The 18,434-nt window shown below is 74.5% G+C and carries 15 protein-coding genes and 1 pseudogene; 11 read left to right on the top strand and 5 right to left on the bottom strand.

The features are described from left to right. Positions 1-148: 148 nt before the first annotated feature. Positions 149-1,555, bottom strand: a complete 1,407-nt coding sequence (radA, locus tag IE321_RS22360) for a DNA repair protein RadA (protein WP_043226612.1) — start codon at positions 1,553-1,555, stop codon at positions 149-151. 217 nt (positions 1,556-1,772) lie between these two features. Between radA and IE321_RS22365 the strand changes: the two genes are divergently transcribed. Beyond that, the gene (locus IE321_RS22365) at positions 1,773-3,599 is read left to right on the top strand and encodes a sigma-70 family RNA polymerase sigma factor (RefSeq protein WP_190224277.1); all 1,827 of its coding nucleotides are present in this window, start codon (positions 1,773-1,775) and stop codon (positions 3,597-3,599) included. A 50-nt stretch (positions 3,600-3,649) separates the two neighbouring features. Here IE321_RS22365 and IE321_RS22370 read toward each other — a convergent pair whose 3' ends face one another. Beyond that, positions 3,650-4,456 carry a DUF3109 family protein gene (locus tag IE321_RS22370; RefSeq protein WP_043226647.1) on the bottom strand — a complete coding sequence of 269 codons (807 nt, stop codon included), beginning with the start codon at positions 4,454-4,456 and terminating at the stop codon, positions 3,650-3,652. Between the two features lie 137 nt (positions 4,457-4,593). Here IE321_RS22370 and IE321_RS22375 point away from each other — a divergent pair, with 137 nt between their 5' ends. The 4 genes and pseudogenes from IE321_RS22375 (at position 4,594) to ilvD (ending at position 9,203) form a co-directional block, all read left to right on the top strand. After that, entirely contained in the window at positions 4,594-5,538 is a 945-nt protein-coding gene (locus IE321_RS22375; protein ID WP_043226614.1) for a Ppx/GppA family phosphatase, read from the top strand. Positions 5,539-5,759: 221 nt separating this feature from the next. Beyond that, positions 5,760-6,578 (top strand): annotated as a pseudogene (locus tag IE321_RS22380) (sugar phosphate isomerase/epimerase family protein); the annotation flags it as partial. A gap of 2 nt (positions 6,579-6,580) precedes the next feature. Then, positions 6,581-7,195 carry a TetR/AcrR family transcriptional regulator gene (locus tag IE321_RS22385; RefSeq protein ID WP_190224278.1) on the top strand — a complete coding sequence of 205 codons (615 nt, stop codon included), beginning with the start codon at positions 6,581-6,583 and terminating at the stop codon, positions 7,193-7,195. 154 nt (positions 7,196-7,349) lie between these two features. Beyond that, on the top strand, positions 7,350-9,203 hold the full coding sequence (gene ilvD, locus IE321_RS22390; protein ID WP_190224279.1) for a dihydroxy-acid dehydratase: 1,854 nt from the start codon (positions 7,350-7,352) through the stop codon (positions 9,201-9,203). 206 nt (positions 9,204-9,409) lie between these two features. Here ilvD and IE321_RS22395 read toward each other — a convergent pair whose 3' ends face one another. Then, positions 9,410-11,668, bottom strand: coding sequence for a protein kinase domain-containing protein (locus tag IE321_RS22395; RefSeq protein WP_190224280.1), 2,259 nt, complete (start codon positions 11,666-11,668; stop codon positions 9,410-9,412). 138 nt (positions 11,669-11,806) lie between these two features. Between IE321_RS22395 and IE321_RS22400 the strand changes: the two genes are divergently transcribed. From IE321_RS22400 to proC, 5 genes are all read left to right on the top strand, one after another. Next, the gene (locus tag IE321_RS22400) at positions 11,807-12,061 is read left to right on the top strand and encodes an SH3 domain-containing protein (RefSeq protein WP_043226621.1); all 255 of its coding nucleotides are present in this window, start codon (positions 11,807-11,809) and stop codon (positions 12,059-12,061) included. Positions 12,062-12,110: 49 nt separating this feature from the next. Then, the gene (locus tag IE321_RS22405) at positions 12,111-12,617 is read left to right on the top strand and encodes a hypothetical protein (protein WP_190224281.1); all 507 of its coding nucleotides are present in this window, start codon (positions 12,111-12,113) and stop codon (positions 12,615-12,617) included. A gap of 85 nt (positions 12,618-12,702) precedes the next feature. After that, positions 12,703-13,575 carry an ABC transporter ATP-binding protein gene (locus IE321_RS22410; RefSeq protein ID WP_190224282.1) on the top strand — a complete coding sequence of 291 codons (873 nt, stop codon included), beginning with the start codon at positions 12,703-12,705 and terminating at the stop codon, positions 13,573-13,575. After that, the gene (locus IE321_RS22415; RefSeq protein WP_043226624.1) at positions 13,572-14,309 is read left to right on the top strand and encodes an ABC transporter permease; all 738 of its coding nucleotides are present in this window, start codon (positions 13,572-13,574) and stop codon (positions 14,307-14,309) included. Before IE321_RS22410 ends, IE321_RS22415 begins: the two co-directional genes overlap by 4 nt. Before the next feature lie 85 nt (positions 14,310-14,394). Continuing rightward, entirely contained in the window at positions 14,395-15,204 is an 810-nt protein-coding gene (gene proC, locus IE321_RS22420; protein ID WP_043226625.1) for a pyrroline-5-carboxylate reductase, read from the top strand. Between the two features lie 3 nt (positions 15,205-15,207). Here proC and IE321_RS22425 read toward each other — a convergent pair whose 3' ends face one another. Next, the gene (locus IE321_RS22425; RefSeq protein WP_190224283.1) at positions 15,208-15,816 is read right to left on the bottom strand and encodes a cysteine hydrolase family protein; all 609 of its coding nucleotides are present in this window, start codon (positions 15,814-15,816) and stop codon (positions 15,208-15,210) included. Between the two features lie 75 nt (positions 15,817-15,891). Between IE321_RS22425 and IE321_RS22430 the strand changes: the two genes are divergently transcribed. Beyond that, a complete protein-coding gene (locus IE321_RS22430) occupies positions 15,892-16,890 on the top strand; it encodes a GlxA family transcriptional regulator (protein WP_190224284.1) in 999 nt (332 codons plus the stop codon). Here IE321_RS22430 and trpS read toward each other — a convergent pair. Beyond that, complete coding sequence (gene trpS / locus IE321_RS22435; protein WP_190224285.1) at positions 16,857-17,855, bottom strand: tryptophan--tRNA ligase; 999 nt, start codon at positions 17,853-17,855, stop codon at positions 16,857-16,859. The genes IE321_RS22430 and trpS overlap by 34 nt on opposite strands. Between the last annotated feature and the right edge of the window lie 579 nt (positions 17,856-18,434).

The raw sequence follows: 18,434 nt of genomic DNA on the forward strand, positions 1-18,434 counted from the left end.
ACACCACCCCGCGGCCCTGGGCCGCACGCCGGTCGGGGGTGCTCCGGACGGGCCCCCGCCGGGGCGGCCCGGTCGCGATCCGCCCTACCCGCTGGGCCACGCGCCTACCCCTCCGACCCCCCACCGGAGTACCCGGGTCACCCCTCCGTCAGCCTCCCGGCTCCTCCGCGCGCCGGCTCGGGCGGCGGCCGGAGGGCAGCACGCGCAGGGCGTCGCCCATGTCCGCGACCTCCGTCACCTTCATGCCCGGCGGCACCCTCCCCGGGTCCCCGGGGACCAGCGCGTGCGTGAAGCCCAGGCGGTGCGCCTCGGCGAGCCGGCGCTGGACGCCGGTCACCCGCCGCACCTCGCCCGCGAGGCCGACCTCGCCGATCGCGACCAGGTTCTTCGGCAGCGGGGTGTCGCTCGCGGCCGAGGCCAGGGCCAGTGCGATCGCCAGGTCGGCGGCCGGCTCGGAGAGCTTCACCCCGCCCACCGTGGCGCTGTAGATGTCCCGCTTGCCCAGCGCGCTGATCCGGCCGCGCTGCTCCAGGACCGCCAGCATCATCGAGACCCGGGAGGTCTCCAGACCGGAGGTGGTCCGGCGCGGGGACGGGATCTGGGAGTCCACGGTCAGCGCCTGCACCTCGGCGACCAGCGGCCGGCGGCCCTCCAGCGTCACCGTGAGGCAGGTGCCCGGCACGGCCACGTCACGACGGGTCAGGAACAGCCCGGACGGGTCGGCGAGACCCGTGATCCCCTCGTCGTGCAGCTCGAAGCAGCCGACCTCGTCCGTCGCCCCGTACCGGTTCTTCACGCCCCGGACCAGACGCAGACGCGCGTGCCGGTCGCCCTCGAAGTGCAGGACGACGTCCACCAGGTGTTCGAGGAGACGGGGGCCCGCGATCGCCCCGTCCTTCGTCACGTGCCCGACGAGCAGGGTGGACATCCCGCGCTCCTTGGAGGCCCGGATCAGCGCGCCCGCGACCTCGCGGACCTGCGCCATGCCGCCGGGGGCGCCGTCGATCTCCGGCGAGGCGACGGTCTGCACCGAGTCCAGGATCAGCAGCGAGGGCTTGACCTCGTCCAGATGGCCGAGGACCGCCGACAGGTCGGTCTCGGCCGCCAGGTACAGGTGGTCGCTGATCGCGTCGATCCGGTCCGCGCGCAGCCGCACCTGGCTCGCGGACTCCTCGCCCGTCACGTACAGCGTCCGGTGGGCGTCGCTGGCCGCCTTCGCCGCCACGTCGAGCAGCAGCGTGGACTTGCCGACGCCCGGCTCGCCCGCGAGCAGCACCACCGCGCCGGGCACCAGGCCGCCGCCGAGGACGCGGTCCAGTTCGTCGACGCCGGTCGAGCGGGCGGTCGCCTGCCGGCCGTCCACCTGGCCGATGGGGACCGCGGCGGTGGAGACCCGGCCGGCGGCGGTGGTCCTGACGGCGGGCGTGCCGTACTCCTCCACCGTCCCCCATGCCTGGCACTCGGGGCAGCGGCCGAGCCATTTGGCCGTCTGCCAGCCGCATTCGGTGCAGCGGTAGGACGGACGGTCCTTGGCGGATTTCGTACGGGCAGCCATGCCCCACACCGTAGCCGCCGCCACCGACAGCGGACCGCCGCCCGCTCCCGGGCTGTGGACGGAACGGCCACAACCTGTGGACAGCCGGCCGCCGGCCCCGCGCCGCGGCAGCGGAACACACCGCTCGTGTCCCCTTTCGAGTGACGCCTTCACCCGTAAGGCTGAGAACGGCGGATCCGGTATGAAGAGTGCCCCCTCGCGCGCCTACGGTCGCCCAGTGACGAGCAGCAGGCTGGAATCCTCCCGCACCCCGGGCGCCCACCGGGCGCGCCGCGGCCCGCAGCAGGGACCGCGCGGCACGCTCGGCCAGCGACCCCCCGTCCGCTACGAGGCCGCCCTCGACGGACTCTTCACGTACTGCCTCTCGGTCCTCTGCGACCACGACACGGCCACCGCCGTCCTCGGCGACGTCCTCGCCGCCGCCGAACGCCACCACGGCCGCTGCCCTTCCGACGACGAGGGCCGCACCGCCTGGCTCTACGCGCTGGCCCGCTGGGCCTGCCTGCGCAGCCTCGGCGAACAGCGCCGCCGGCGCCAGGGCGCCCACACCGGCCGCCCCGCCGTCCCCCCGCCCGCGCCGCCGCCGGTCTCCGCGGAGACCGCCGAGCGCCGCCGGGCCGAGCTCGCCAGCCTCGCCTGGCCCGAGGCCGCCGGCACCACGCCCGAGCAGCGCGAGGCCCTCGAACTGGCCGTCCGGCACGGCCTGAGCCCGCGCCAGGTCGCCGCCGTCCTCGCCCTCGACCCGTCGGCCGCCCGCGAGCTCCTCGCCACCGCCGGCTGCGAGGTCGAGCGCACCCGGGCCGCGCTCGCCGTCGTCTCCACCGGCAGCTGCCCCACCGTCGCCCGGCTGCTCACCGGGGACCGGCAGGTGATCCTCTCGGCCGCCCTGCGCGCCGAACTGGTCCGGCACGTGGACGACTGCCCGGTCTGCCGCCGCACCGCCGAGCGGGTCGGCGCCGCCGCCCCCTGGCCGGGCGGCGGGCCGCGCCCCGTCCAGGACCGGCTGCCGCTCGTCGAGGCGCCCCGGGCCGCCGCCTACATGGCGATGCTGCACGTCCCCCGCGCGCGTGCGGGCGCCCCCCGCTTCGCGCCGACCGGCTTCCCGATCGACCCGAAGGACCTCGTCGCCCGCCGCGACCGGATGCGGGCCCGCGCGGTCACCACCACCGTGGTCGCCGCCGTCGTCGCCGCCCCGGTGCTCGCCCTGTGGACCTCCTACCGGGGCGTCCCGGCGGGCGCCGAGGCCGGACGGGACGGCGCCCGGGTCAGCGTCGGCGAGAGCGAGGAGGCGACGGGCGCGGACGGCGGCCCCTACGACCGGTACGAGAACGCGGGCAACGCCCGGGCGACCGCCGACCCCGGCCTCGTCCAGGGGAGCCGCACCCCCGACGTGTCCGTCGAGGTCGTCACGCCCGCCCGGTCCGCCGGCCCCGCCGCCCCCGCCCGGCCCGGCGAGACCGCCCTGGGCTGGATCGAGGTCACCGCGCGCTGCCTCGGCGGCGTCACCCTCATCACCCTGGCCGGGCAGGGCGGCGCCCCCGTCGACTGGTCGCTGTGGACGGACGCGCCCTGGCTGTACGTGACCCGGTCCTCCGGCACCGTGGCCCCGGGCGGGACCGTCACCGTCGCCGTCCACGTCGACCGGGCCCGGGAGCCGCGCGGGCCCTGGAGCGCCCGGATCGGCGTCGACCCGACCGGGGCGGTGCTGAGGATCAGCGGCCAGGGGCCCGTCGCGCCGATCGACGACCGGGTGATCCCGCCCCCGCCGGTCACCACGGAGCCGACGACCCCGCCGACCGGACCGCCGCCCACCGGCGGACCGGCGGAACCGCAGCCGACCGGACCCACCGAGCCGACGACGCCCCCGCCGACGACGGAGCAGCCCACCACACCGCCGCCGACCACGGAACCCACGACCCCGCCCCCGACGACCGAGCCGACGGACCCGCCGACCACCGATCCGCCGACCACGGAGCCGGGCACCACGGAACCCACGACGCCCCCGCCGACGACGGACGAGGCGACTCCGGCGCCCTCCTCCTGAGGTCCCGGCGCCTCGCGGACGCCTTCCCGGGCTCCTCCTGGAAGGAGGAGCTACGGCTCGGGGTCCGCCGGGTGCGGCGCCACCATGGGCAGCGTCGAGGCCAGCCGCGCCTCGCAGAGCCCGACCAGCACGTCGTACGCGTCCTTGCCCATCATCTCGATCAGCTCGGGCCGGTAGGAGACGTAGACCGGTTCCCCGCCGCCGTGCGCCGAGGTCGCCGAGGTGCACCACCAGTGCAGGTCGTGACCGCCCGGACCCCAGCCGCGCCGGTCGTACTCCCCGATGGACACCTGGAGCACGCGCGTGTCGTCGGGCCGGTCGATCCAGTCGTACGTCCGGCGCACCGGCAGCTGCCAGCACACGTCCGGCTTCGTCTCCAGCGGCTCCCGGCCCTCCTTCAGGGCCAGGATGTGCAGCGAGCAGCCGGCGCCGCCCGCGAAGCCCGGCCGGTTCTGGAAGATGCAGGAGCCCTTCCAGCGGCGGGTCTGCCGGTCGCCGTCGTCGTCGACCTGCGTCCACCCCGTCTCGCTGCCGACGTCGTGGAACTGCCACAGCTCCGGCGTGAGCCGCGCCACGTGCTCGGCGACCCGCTTCTCGTCGTCCTCGTCGGAGAAGTGCGCGCCCAGCGTGCAGCAGCCGTCCGCCGCCCGGCCCGCCTGGATGCCCTGGCAGCCGCTGCCGAAGACACAGGTCCAGCGCGAGGTCAGCCAGGTCAGGTCACAGCGGAAGACCTGCTCCTCGTCGGCCGGGTCCGCGAACTCCACCCACGCGCGCGGGAAGTCGAGCCCCTGCTCGTCCGGCTCCTCGCCCCTGCGCCGCTTCCGCACGCCCGTCACGGGCGGCTTGTCGCCCTTCACGTCGCGCGCGTACTTCACGTCCCGCACGTCGTGCGCGGCCTCGTCGCCGCCGGAGGCACTGTCTTTGCCCGGCTTCGCCTTTTTCGTCTTTGGCACAACGCCAAGCGTATGCGGGTCGGCGCAGTAGCGTTTCCGCCATGAGACTCGGAGTCCTCGACGTCGGTTCGAACACGGTGCACCTGCTCGTGGTGGACGCCCACCCCGGCGCCCGCCCGCTGCCCGCCCATTCCCACAAGGCGGAGCTGCGGCTCGCCGAACTCCTCGACGCGCGCGGAGCCATCGCGCCCGCCGGTGTCGAGCGGCTCATCGGCACCGTCCGGGACGCGCTCCATGCCGCCGAGGACAAGGGCTGTGAGGAGGTCCTGCCCTTCGCGACCTCCGCCGTCCGCGAGGCCACCAACGCCGACGACGTCCTCGCCCGGGTCAAGAAGGACACCGGCGTCGACCTCCAGGTCCTCACCGGCGAGGAGGAGGCCCGGCTCACCTTCCTCGCCGCCCGCCGCTGGTTCGGCTGGTCGGCGGGCAAGCTCCTCCTCCTCGACATCGGCGGCGGCTCCCTGGAGGTCGCCTACGGCATCGACGAGGACCCCGACGCGGCCGTCTCCCTGCCGCTCGGCGCGGGCCGGCTCACCGCCGGCTGGCTGCCCGGCGACCCGCCCGACACGGAGGACGTCAAGGCGCTGCGCCGCCATGTGCGCGCCCAGATCGCCCGGACCGTCGGCGAGTTCAGCCGCTTCGGGAAGCCCGACCACGTCGTCGCCACCTCCAAGACCTTCAAGCAGCTGGCCCGGATCGCCGGCGCCCCCGGCTCCGGCGAGGGGCTGTACGTGGAGCGGCTCCTGACCCGCGCCTCCCTGGAGGAGTGGGTGCCGCGGCTCGCCGCCATGAGCGGCGGCGAGCGCGCCACCCTGCCGGGCGTCTCCGAGGGCCGCGCCGCCCAGCTCCTGGCCGGCGCCCTGGTCGCCGAGGGGGCGATGGACCTGCTCGGCGTGGACCAGCTGGAGATCTGCCCCTGGGCCCTGCGCGAGGGCGTGATCCTGCGCCGCCTCGACCACCTCCCGGAGGTCCCGGCGGGCGCGTGACCGCCCCCGTTCCCCGCGCGCGTGGAGCGGGACCGGAGCCGTACGACCGGGTCACGCGCGTACGGCGGGACCGGAGGTGCCGGACGGTCCCCCGCGCGCGTACCGCCCGATCGGAGCCGTCCGACAGCTCCACGCGCGCGTGCGGGAGGCGGGCCGGGGGCGGGCGGAGGGTGACCGGAACCACCCTCCCGCGCCCAGGTGCGCCCCGTACCCTGTCTTTCGTGGCAGAACCAGCGGTGCGCGTCCCGGATGCGAAGGTCGCCCTGTCGACGGCCTCGGTCTATCCGGAGTCGACGGCGACGGCCTTCGAGGTCGCCGCGCGCCTGGGGTACGACGGCGTCGAGGTCATGGTGTGGACCGACCCGGTCAGCCAGGACGTCGAGGCCCTGCGCCGGCTCTCCGACTACCACCAGGTCCCGATCCTCGCCGTCCACGCCCCCTGCCTGCTCATCACCCAGCGCGTCTGGTCCACCGACCCCTGGGTCAAGCTCCAGCGCGCCCAGGCGGCCGCCGAGCGGCTCGGCGCCTCCACGGTGGTCGTCCACCCGCCCTTCCGCTGGCAGCGCCAGTACGCCCGCGACTTCGTGACCGGCATCTGGCGGATGGCCGACGAGACCGACGTCCGCTTCGCCGTCGAGAACATGTACCCGTGGCGGTACAAGGACCGCGAGATGCTCGCGTACGCCCCCGAGTGGGACGTCACCAAGGACGACTACCGGCACTTCACGATCGACCTGTCGCACACCGCGACCGCCCGCACGGACACCCTCGCGATGATCGACCGCATGGGCGACCGGCTCGGCCACGTCCACCTCGCCGACGGGCGCGGCTCCGCCAAGGACGAACACCTGGTCCCGGGCCGGGGCACCCAGCCGTGCGCCGAGCTCCTGGAGGGCCTGGCCACCAGCGGCTTCGACGGGCACGTCGTCATCGAGGTCAACACCCGGCGCGCGATGTCCGCCGCCGAACGGGAGGCCGACCTCGCGGAGGCGCTCGCCTTCACCCGGCTCCACCTCGCCTCGGCGGCCCGGGGCACGCGCGCGTGGGCGAGGCGACCCCCGGGCGGCGCGGCCGCCCTGCGCTCGGCGCCGCCGACGACAGCGGCCCCGGGGCGCGCGAGCGCATCCTGGAGGCGGCGCGGGGGCAGTTCGCGGAGCGCGGCTACGACAAGACCTCGGTGCGCGGCATCGCCAAGGCGGCCGGGGTCGACCCCGCCCTCGTGCACCATTACTTCGGCACCAAGGACGAGGTCTTCGCGGCGGCGATCGAGGTCTCCTTCGAGCCGGCCCTGGTCGTCCCCGCCATCCTCGACGGCCCGCGCGAGGCGGTCGGCGAGCGCCTGGCCCGCTTCTTCATCGGGGTGTGGGAGAACCCGGTGACCCGCGCCCCGCTGCTCGCGGTCATCCGCTCCGCGGTGACCCACGAGGCGGCGGCCAAGGTGCTGCGGACCTTCGTGCTGCGCCGGCTCCTGGAGCGGATCGCGGCCGACCTGGCCGTGCCGGACCCCCGGTTCCGGGCCGAGCTGGCTGCCTCGCAGATGATCGGGATCGTGATCCTGCGGTATGTGATCCAGGTGGAGCCGCTGGCCTCGGCGGACCCGGAGCGGATCGTGGCGGAGGTCGCCCCGACGCTCCAGCGCTACCTGACCGAGGCCTGACGCCCCGACGAGACACCCCGGAGCGCGAGCCCCCGCGCGTCCGTCCACCGACCGAAGCCTGGAATCCCGTCCCGCATTCCGGACAGGCTGTCCAGATCTTGGAGCGGCGGCGTACGCTCGTAACAAGCACATCCATCACGAGGAGCGAGCGACGATGCCCGAGCTGAGGTCCCGCACTGTCACCCACGGCCGCAACATGGCGGGCGCACGCGCCCTTATGCGCGCCTCCGGTGTACCGGGCGCGGACATCGGGCGGAAGCCGATCATCGCCGTGGCGAACTCGTTCACCGAGTTCGTCCCCGGCCACACCCACCTCCAGCCGGTCGGCCGGATCGTCTCCGAGGCCATCACCGCCGCCGGCGGCATCGCCCGCGAGTTCAACACGATCGCCGTCGACGACGGCATCGCCATGGGCCACGGCGGCATGCTCTACAGCCTGCCCTCCCGCGACCTGATCGCGGACAGCGTGGAGTACATGGTCGAGGCCCACTGCGCCGACGCCCTGATCTGCATCTCCAACTGCGACAAGATCACCCCCGGCATGCTGATGGCCGCCCTGCGCCTCAACATCCCGACGGTCTTCGTCTCCGGCGGCCCGATGGAGGCCGGCCGTGCGGTCCTGGTGGACGGCACGGTCCGCACGCTGGACCTGGTCGACGCGATGTCCGACGCCGTGAACCCCGCGATCTCGGACGAGGACATGCTCCGGATCGAGGAGAACGCCTGTCCGACCTGCGGCTCCTGTTCCGGCATGTTCACCGCCAACTCGATGAACTGCCTGACCGAGGCCATCGGCCTCTCCCTCCCCGGAAACGGCTCGCTGCTCGCCACCCACACCGCGCGCAAGGGGCTGTACGAGGACGCGGCCCGCACGGTCGTCGACATCACCCGTCGGTACTACGACGAGGACGACGCCTCCGTCCTGCCCCGCTCCATCGCCACCCGCGCGGCCTTCGAGAACGCCATGGCCCTCGACATCGCCATGGGCGGCTCGACCAACACGATCCTCCACCTGCTCGCCGCCGCCCAGGAGGCCGAGGTCGACTACGGCCTGCCGGACATGGACGAGGTCTCGCGCCGGGTGCCCTGCCTGGCCAAGGTCGCCCCGAACGTCGCCAAGGACCGCACGTACTACATGGAGGACGTGCACCGGGCCGGCGGCATCCCGGCCATCCTCGGCGAGCTCTACCGCGCGGGCCTGCTCAACGAGGACGTCCACGCGGTCCACTCCCGCTCCATCAAGGAGTGGCTGGACGCCTGGGACGTCCGCGGCGGCGCCGCCTCCGAGGAGGCCGTCGAACTGTTCCACGCGGGCCCCGGCTGCGTCCGCTCCGCGACCGCCTTCTCCCAGTCGGAGCGCTGGGAGGCCCTCGACGTGGACGCGGCCGGCGGCTGCATCCGCGACGCCGCGCACGCGTACTCGAAGGACGGCGGCCTGGCCGTCCTGCACGGCAACCTCGCCGTCGACGGCTGCGTCGTGAAGACCGCCGGCGTCGACGAGTCCATCTGGACCTTCGAGGGCCCGGCCGTCGTCTGCGAGTCGCAGGACGAGGCCGTCCAGAAGATCCTCCTCAAGGAGGTCAAGGAGGGCGACGTCGTCGTCATCCGTTACGAGGGCCCCAAGGGCGGCCCCGGCATGCAGGAGATGCTCTACCCCACCTCGTACCTGAAGGGCCGCGGCCTGGGCAAGGCGTGCGCGCTGGTTACCGACGGCCGCTTCTCCGGCGGCACCTCGGGCCTCTCCATCGGCCACGCCTCCCCGGAGGCGGCCTCGGGCGGCACCATCGCCCTGGTCGAGGACGGCGACCGGATCCGCATCGACATCCCGAACCGCGCGATCGAGCTGCTCGTCGACGACGAGACCCTCGCCGCCCGCCGCGAGGCCCTCGGCGGCGTCTACGCGCCGAAGAACCGCGAGCGCAAGGTCTCCGCGGCCCTGCGCGCGTACGCGGCGATGGCGACGAGCGCCGACAAGGGTGCGGTCCGGGACGTGTCGAAGCTCGGCTGACACCGGAGCCGTCACCCACTTCTCCACACGCGCGGGGAGAGGGCCGAAAAGCCCTCTCCCCGCGCGCGCGTGTGTGTGTGCTCCCGCGCCGCCGACGCCGCGTCGGCCGGGGCGGCACGACCGAGAAGGGGCGCCCCGCACGTACGCCTACGCCTGCGTCGGTGCCCGGGACCTCCGCGGCCGAGGCCCGCGCCCCGCCCCGCCCGCTACCAGGACTCCGCCACGCGCGCGTCCACCGCGAGGACCGAGCCGTCCGGAGCCGTGCCGAACACCCGGTTCGCGGCGACCATCGGCGCCGGCACCCGCGTCGCGTACCCGAGCCGCCCGTCCGGCAGCCGCGGGCGGGTCTGCCCGACGACCGCGCCGCGCGCGGTGTCCACGGCGAACAGCCGCCCGTCCGCCGCGGAGAGGTACAGCCGGTCGTCGGGGCCGAGGACCGGCGCCGAGACGTTCGAGGCGCCCGTCTGCAGGTCCCACAGCCGCGCGCCCTTCTCCGCCGCCGTGTCCACGGCGAGCAGCCGCCCGTCCAGGGAGAGCAGGTACGCCACCGAGCCGCGCACGGCGACGCCGCCGACCTGCATCCGCTCCTGGAGCTCGACCCGGCGCTCCGAGCCGGTGTCCGGCCCGCTCCCCGGGTCGTCGGGATCGCCCGGCGCGAGCAGCACCAGCGCGTCGACCAGGTCCCCCTGGTAGCGCGAGGCGAGGACCAGCGTCCCGTCGCCGGTGCGGCCGACCGGCGCGGCGTCCCCGGTCACCACCCGGCTCCACACGACCTCGCCGGTCGCGGGCAGGACGGCCCCGATCCGGCTGCTCCGCCCGTCGGCCGCCGTCTCGGAGACGGCGACCAGCCCGGTCGGGGCGTCGTACGCGCCGAGCACCGGCGCGTCGAACCCGGCCGGCCGGCGGGCCCACCGCTCGGCACCGGTCCGCGCGTCGATCCCCCGGAGCGCGCCGCGGCCGTCGGAGAACACCACCACCGCGCCCGCCGGGCGGTACGTCTCGGGCACGTCGGCGCGCGCGGTCCAGCCGGGCGTCCCGTCCCCGGCGGCGTACGCGCGCAGCGGACCGGGTCGCGGCGCGGCCCCGACCAGCGGCTCCGCCCCGCCGGCCAGCCGCACGGGGGCGTCCGGCGGCTCCTGGCCGACCGGCGCGGTCCGCTTCCACAGCACCTCGCCGGTCATCGGGTCGAGGCGGGCGAGCGCCACGCCCCGGGCCGAGCAGTAGAGGGCGCCGGCCTCGTGCAGGCAGGCGGGCGCGGCGGGGTCGCCGTCCTCCTGGAGCCGCACGTGCCAGCCGTCGAAGGAGGTCGCCACCTCGGCCGGGTGGGCGGGGGCCTCGGCCGCGGGCCGGGCCGGCGGCCGCAGCGCCGCGTACGTCCCGGCCCCGGCGAGGACGAGCACGACCGCGGCCGAGACCGTCAGGCGCGGGGCGAGCAGGGAGCGCCGCCGGCGCGCGGGCGGCGGGGGCGCGACACCCCGCGTCGCGGTGTCCCCGGAGCCGGAGCCGGACGCGAAGCCGGGACCGAAACCGTGACCGGAGCCCTGGCCGAAGCCGTCGGTACGCCCCTCCGGCGACGCGAACGGGTCCACGGGCAGCGAGGGCCGCCGCCGCTGGGACGGTATGAACGCCTCGGCCTCGTACGAGGGCGGGAGCAGGGCCGTCATGATCTCGGCCGGCGTGGGCCGGTCGGCCGGCTCCTTCGACAGACAGCGCGCGACCAGCGGCGCGAGCTCCGCGGGCACCCCGGTGAGGTCCGGCTCGTCGTGGACCACCTGGTAGGCCACGATGTAGGGGCTGTCCGAGTCGAAGGGTCCGTGCCCGGTCGCCGCGTGCACCAGGACCGAGCCGAGCGCGAAGACGTCGGCGGCCGGCCCCACCTCGCGCGGCCGCTGGAACTGCTCGGGCGCCATGAACGGCGGCGAGCCGATCAGCTTCCCGGTCTCCGTGTGCAGGTCGCTGTCGACCGGCCGCGAGATCCCGAAGTCGATGACCTTGGGCCCCGAGTCGGTGAGGAGCACGTTGCTCGGCTTGAGGTCCCGGTGCACCACCCCGGCGCGGTGGATGTCGCGCAGCGCCTCGGCGAGCCCGGCGGTGAGCCGGCGCAGCTCGGCGGGGGAGAGCGGCCCGCGCTGGCGGACCTGGTCCGCGAGGGTGGGGCCGGGGACGTAGAGGGTGGCCATCCAGGGGCGCTCGGCGGCCGGGTCGGCGTCCACGACGGGAGCGGTGAAGGCGCCGCTCACCCGGCGGGCGGCCGCGACCTCCTGCCGGAACCGCGCCCGGAAGTCGGGATCCTCCGCGTAGCGGGCGTGCACCACCTTCACGGCGAGCCGCAGCCCGGAGGGCGAGGAGGCCAGGTGGACGACGCCCATGCCGCCCGCGCCGAGCACCGCCTGCAGCCGGTACTCCCCGGCGTACTCGGGACCCCCGGCGTCCCTGTCGGCGTTGGTGCTGCTCAACGGCGGCATCTCCCACCCCCGTGTGGTTCCGCGTCCGTCCACGCGCGCGTGCGCGACGCGACGGAGCCTAGTCGATGGGGTCCGCGATGTCGGAGGAGCTTGCTAGCCTGCGCGCGTCGCACAGAGTGAAACCAGGGGGAGAACATCATGGCGGTGAAGTACTACCCGGTCGCGCCGGGCTACCGGCTGAACGTCCGGTCCGGTCCGAGCACCCAGTACCCGGTGGTCCGGGTGCTCTCCGAGGGCGTGACCGTCCCGATCCACTGCCAGAAGCCGGGCGAGTGGGTCTCCGGCCCGTACGGCACCACCCGCATCTGGGACAGCATCGCCCCGGGCCAGTACGTCTCCGACGCGTACGTGAGGACCGGAAGCGACGACTACGTCGCGCCGCGCTGCGCCTGAGGACCTTCGCCTCGGCCGTCCGGGCGCCGCTCCGGGGATAATCGACCTCGTGAGCGAGGACAAGCAGAACCCCGGAAGCGGCACGAGCGGACCCCAGCCCGAGGAGATCCGTTTCTTCGGGACGACCTGGGTCGACCACAGCGCCCACTACGGACCGCGGCGCGCCGGCCTCGCCGCCGGCGCGCTCCTCGTGGCCGTCGCGGGTGCCTTCGTCCTGCGCTTCGCCTACCAGGGGCTCCAGGTCGCGGCGGTGGGCGGCATCGTGAACACGCTGGTGATCCTGATGTTCGCGATCTGCTCGGCCATCGCCTTCACCAAGACCTGGGAGGGCTTCGGCCGCCGCCCCGCCGACCCGGCCCGCGAGGACTCCCTCAAGAGCCTGAAGGCGATCGGCTTCATCGGCGTGCTCCTCGCCTACGCCCTCCGCTGCCTCGTGGAGGCCCCCGGCGAGAAGCTCCGCCGCGCCGAGTACGAGACGGCCCGCGCCCGCTTCGAGAAGCGCCGCGGCGCCCGCACCGGCAACCCCGCCGCCCGCAAGAAGCCCAAGCGCCCGTAAGAAGCCGGAGCGCGCACGGCGCCGGCCACCGAGAAGCCCCCGCGGTCCTTGACGCGGGGGCTTCTCCGTCCCCAGTATTCATCACATGATGAATTATTCCGACGGCGATCCCGAAGGGCCCGGCGATCCCGAAGGGCCCGGCGACCCCGAAGGGCCCGGTGCCCACGGCGACCCCGAACCCCCCGACTCCGACCCCGACCCCGCGATCACCGTCCGCGCCCTCACCACCGTCCGCGGCGGCCGCACCGTCCTGCGCGGCCTCGACCTCACCGTCCCCGCCGGCCGCGTCACCGGCCTCCTCGGCCCCTCCGGCTGCGGCAAGACCACCCTCATTCGCACGATCGTCGGCACCCAGGCCCAGGTCACCGGCACCCTCACCGTGCTCGGCCGGCCCGCCGGGCACCCGAGCCTCCGCCCCCGCATCGGCTACGTCACCCAGGCCCCCTCCGTCTACGACGACCTCACCGTCCGGCAGAACCTCGACTACTTCGCCGCCGTGCTCCTCCCCGGCCGCACCCACCGCCCCGCCCGCGCCGCCGCCGTCGACGGCGCCCTCACCGACGTCGACCTCCGCGACCACGCCGACGCCCTCGCCGGACGCCTCTCCGGCGGCCAGCGCAGCCGCGTCTCCCTCGCCGTCGCCCTCCTCGGCAGCCCCGACCTGCTCGTCCTCGACGAGCCGACCGTCGGCCTCGACCCCGTCCTCCGCCGCGACCTGTGGGACCTCTTCCACCGCCTCGCCGCGGACCGGGGCACCACCCTGCTCGTCTCCTCCCACGTCATGGACGAGGCCGAGCGCTGCCACCGCCTCCTCCTCATGCGCGAGGGCGAGATCCTCGCCGAAGGCAGCCCCGACGACCTCCGCCGGCGGAGCGGCACCCCCACCGTCGAGGAGGCGTTCCTCCACCTCGTCGACACCGCCGCCGCCCGCGCCGCCCACGAGGAGCCCCGCCCATGACCCCCGCACGCACCCTCGCCACGGCCGCCCGCGTCCTGCGCCAGCTGCGCCACGACCCCCGCTCCATCGCGCTGATGCTCCTCGTCCCCTGCGCGATGCTCTTCCTGCTCCGCTACGTCTTCGACGGCAGCCCCGGCACCTTCGACACCATCGGCGCCTCGCTGCTCGGGATCTTCCCCCTCATCACCATGTTCCTGGTGACCTCCATCGCCACCCTGCGCGAACGCACCTCCGGCACCCTCGAACGCCTCCTCGCCATGCCCCTGGGCAAGGCCGACCTCATCGCCGGGTACGCCCTCGCCTTCGGCCTCGTCGCCGTCGTCCAGTCGGTCCTCGCCACCGGCCTCGCCGTCTGGTTCCTCGGCCTCGACGTCGTCGGCTCCCCCTGGCTCCTCCTCCTGGTGGCCCTCCTCGACGCCCTCCTCGGCACCGCCCTCGGCCTCTTCGTCTCCGCCTTCGCGGCCTCCGAGTTCCAGGCCGTCCAGTTCATGCCGGCGGTGATCTTCCCCCAGCTGCTCCTCTGCGGCCTCTTCACCCCGCGCGACAAGATGGCCCCCGCCCTCGAAGCGATCTCGAACGTCCTGCCCATGTCGTACGCCGTCGACGGCATGAACGAGGTCCTCCGCCACCCCGACGTCACCACCGCCTTCGTCCGCGACGCCCTCGTCGTGGCGGGCTGCGCCGTCCTCGTCCTCGCCCTCGGCGCCGCCACCCTCCGCCGCCGCACCGCGTGACCGACCCTCGGACACCCCGCGCACCGGCCGCCCCGCCGGTGCGAGGATGACGACACATACCCCCTCCGGCGAGGTGAACAGAGCCATGACCCAGACCGTCGCAGTCCTCGGCACCGGCAAGATCGGTGAAGCGCTCCTCAGCGGCATGATCCGAGCCGGCTGGCGCCCCGCGCACCTCCTGGTCACCACCCGCCGCGGCGAGCGCGCCGAGGAGCTCCGCGACCGCTACGGCGTCGAGACGGTCACCAACGCCGAGGCCGCCAAGCGCGCCGACACCCTCATCCTGGCCGTCAAGCCCCAGGACATGGGCCGCCTCCTCGACGAGCTCGGCCCCCACGTGGCCACCGACCGCCTCGTCATCAGCGCCGCCGCCGGCATCCCCACCTCCTTCATCGAGGAGCGGCTCAGCCCCGGCACCCCCGTCGTCCGCGTCATGCCGAACACCCCCGTCCTCGTCGACGAGGGCATGTCCGTGATCTCCGGCGGCAGCCACGCCACCCCCGAGCACCTCGCCCACACCGAGGAGATCTTCGGCGGCGTCGGCAAGACCCTCCGCGTCCCCGAGTCCCAGCAGGACGCCGCCACCGCCCTCTCCGGCTCCGGCCCCGCGTACTTCTACTTCCTCGTCGAGGCCATGACCGACGCCGGCATCCTCCTCGGCCTGCCCCGCGCCCAGGCCCACGACCTCATCGTCCAGGCCGCCATCGGCGCCGCGGTGATGCTCCGCGACAGCGGCGAGCACCCCGTCAAGCTCCGCGAGGCCGTCACCTCCCCCGCCGGCACCACCATCAGCGCCATCCGCGAGCTGGAGAACCACGGCGTCCGCGCCGCCCTGATCGCCGCCCTGGAGGCCGCCCGCGACCGCAGCCGCGAGCTCGCCTCCGGCAACGGCTGACCCCTACCCGGCCGTGCCCTTCAGCACGTCCTCCGTGGTCACGACCCGGGCGAACCGCCCGCCGTGCAGCGACACCGCCGTCGCCCGGGTCAGCTCCTCCGCCGTCCGCGACCAGCCGAACGGCCCCGCCAGGTCGAAGGTGTGCATCGCGTCCAGCGGGAACAGCACGTCGTAGCCGAGGTTCCCGCCCATCCGGGCCGTCGTCTCGTTGCACATGTTCGTCTGGATCCCGACGATCACGAGCTGACCACGGCGTCCGTCAGCGGCTCCGCCGCGGGCCGCCCCCCGCAGCCAGGCGTCCAGGTCCGGCTCCCCGTAGAAGGCGGAGTTCACCGTCTTCGTCACCAGCACCTCCGGCCCCGCCCCCGTGCCCCGCCGCTCCTCGACGAAGTCCTTGAAGGCGTTGCCCTCGGTGCCCGGCGCCAGCGGCGACCCCGCCTGCCGCGAGTCGTGCCGTACGAAGACCACCGGCCGGCCCGTCTCCTGCCACCGGTCGATCAGCGCGGCCATGTTCTTCTCCGCCTCCGGGTTGTCCCGGCGACCCCAGTACGCGGAGTCGAAGCCCTTCTGGACGTCGACGACGATCAGCGCTGCGTTCTCCTCGATCTCCATGACCACGATCCTGCCGGGCACCGCCCACCCGCCCCAGAGGCGCAGAAGCCAGCGATCGATGCTTTACTGCCAGTCATGGCGGCCCCCCAGCGCATCGCTCTCGTCTCCTTCCCCGGCATCCGCGCCTTCGACGTCTCCGTCGTCACCGAGGTCTGGGGCACCGACCGCACCGACCGAGGCGTCCCCGCCTTCGAGCTCCGCCGCGCAGCCGCCGACCCGACCGCCGCCATCCCGATCCGCGGCGGCCTGTCCCTCGCCCCCGACCGGTCCCTCGACTGGCTCGACACCCTCACCCCCACCGACCTCGTCCTCGTCCCCGGCATCGAGGACCCCGACGCCGACGTCCCGCCGGCCGTCCTCGACGCCCTCCGCCGCGCCCACGCCCACGGCGTCCCCGTCGCCTCCCTCTGCGCGGGCGCCTTCGTCCTGGCCCGCGCCGGACTGCTCGACGGCCGCCGCGCGGTCACCCACTGGCGCCTCGCCGGGACCCTGGCCGCCCGCCACCCCGAGGTCCGCGTCGAACCCGAGGCGCTCCACATCGAGGACACCGGCGTCTGGACCTCGGCCGGCACCGCCGCCGGCATCGACCTCTGCCTCCACCTGGTCCGTACGGCCCACGGCGCCGAGGTCGCCGCCACCGTCGCCCGCTCCATGGTCACCGCCCCTTTCCGCACCGGGACCCAGGCCCAGTTCATCGAGCGACCCACGCCCAGGGCCGACCGGGACGAGGACGCCCTCGCCGCCGTCCGCGCCCACGCGCTCGCCCACCTCGACCTGCCCCACACGGTCGCGAGCCTCGCGGCCCACGCGGGCATGTCCCCCCGCTCCTTCGCCCGCCACTTCCAGGCCACCACCGGCACCACCCCCCTCCACTGGCTCATCACCCAGCGCGTCGCCGCCGCCCAGAAACTCCTCGAACTCACCGACCACCCCCTTCCCGAGGTGGCCCGCCGCGCGGGCTTCGGCAGCGAGGTCACGATGCGCCAGCACTTCGCCGCGCACCTCGCCACCAGCCCGCGCGACTACCGCGCCGCCTTCCGTCACGCGGCGGGCAGCAGCCCGATCGCCCGGTAGGCCCGGTCCACCAGCGGCCGCGCGATCCCCCGGGCCCGCTCGGCCCCCTCCCTCAGCACCCGGTCCACGTACCCCGGATCCGCCGCGAGCTCGGCATGCCGCTCCCGCACCGGCCGCAGCAGCTCGACGACGGCGTCCGCCGTGTCCTTCTTCAAGGCTCCGTACGACTCGTATACACCGGCCAGCTCCTCCGGGTTCCCACCCGTCGCCGCCGCCATCAGATCGAGCAGATTTGCGAGACCCGGCTTGACGTCCCGGTCGTAGACGACCTCCCGGCCGCTGTCCGTCACGGCCCGCATGACCTTCCGCCGCACGGTGTCGGCGTCGTCCAGCAGATAGACGATCCCGGCCCCGTTCTCGTGGGACTTCCCCATCTTGGAGGTGGGGTCCTGGAGGTCCATGACCCGCGCCGCCACCGCCGGCCGCGTCGCCCTGGGCACGGTGAACGTGTGCCCGTACCGCTGGTTGAACCGCAGTGCCAGGTCCCGGGTCAGCTCCACGTGCTGCGTCTGGTCCTCGCCCACCGGCACCTCGTCGGTCCCGTAGGCCAGGATGTCCGCGGCCATCAGCACGGGATAGGTGAGCAGCGACAGCCGCACGCCCTGCCCGGCCTCCCGCGCCCGCACGCTCTTCTCCTTGTACTGGATCATCCGCCGCAGCTCGCCGTCGGTGGCCGTGCACTCCAGGAGGTACGACAGCCGGGCGTGCTCGTCCACGTGGCTCTGCACGAACAGCGTGCAGAGCTCCGGATCGAGCCCCGAGGCCAGCAGCAGCGTCGCCGCCTGCCGGCTCAGCCGGCGCACCCGCGCCGGATCGTGCTCCACGGTCAGCGCGTGCAGGTCCACGACGCTGAACAGCGCCTCGCCCTGGTGCTGGTCGACCTCGACCCACCGCCGTACGGCTCCGAGGTAGTTGCCCAGCGTCAGGTGCCCGGTCGGCTTGACCCCGCTGAAGATCCTCGTCATCGCGATCCGCTCCTTCTCCGTCCTTCGCCGGCCCGACGGCCCGGCTCCCGGAGGGGGATACGCGAACGGCCGCCGAGGCGGCGGCCGTGTGCATGCGTCAGTACGGGCCGCCGGTCAGGCGGCCCACCACTGGGTGGTGTGCGCATGCGTAGTCATGGGGAGAGAGTACGCCTCCGGACCAGGGTTGACACGGGTTTGTCAGGTCCGTAGTGTTCTCCGAGTTGTCCGACGTGAGCACCGGCCCAGGCCGGCCCCGGACAGCGATTCCGCAAGAACCACTGAGCCTGACGGCTGCGATTCGTCGTGCCGTTTGATTTCCGTGCGCTTTTGCGAAATGAGGAATCCGCGTTCGAAGTCCGGACGCAGACCCCGATTCGCTTCGGGGCCGGGGAATCCGCTAATGTCTCACTCGTCGGAACGGCCCAACGGCCGGGAAGACAACTCCCGCTGACTGGGAATCAGACGCCGAAAGGATCTGATAGAGTCGGAAACGCCGGAAGGGCCCGGAGCGAAAGCAAAAGGGACCGGAAAGCACCGAGGAAATCGGGTCGGAAAGATCTGATAGAGTCGGAAACGCAG

The organism is Streptomyces hydrogenans, from assembly GCF_014656075.1.
GTDB classification, from domain to species: domain Bacteria; phylum Actinomycetota; class Actinomycetes; order Streptomycetales; family Streptomycetaceae; genus Streptomyces; species Streptomyces hydrogenans.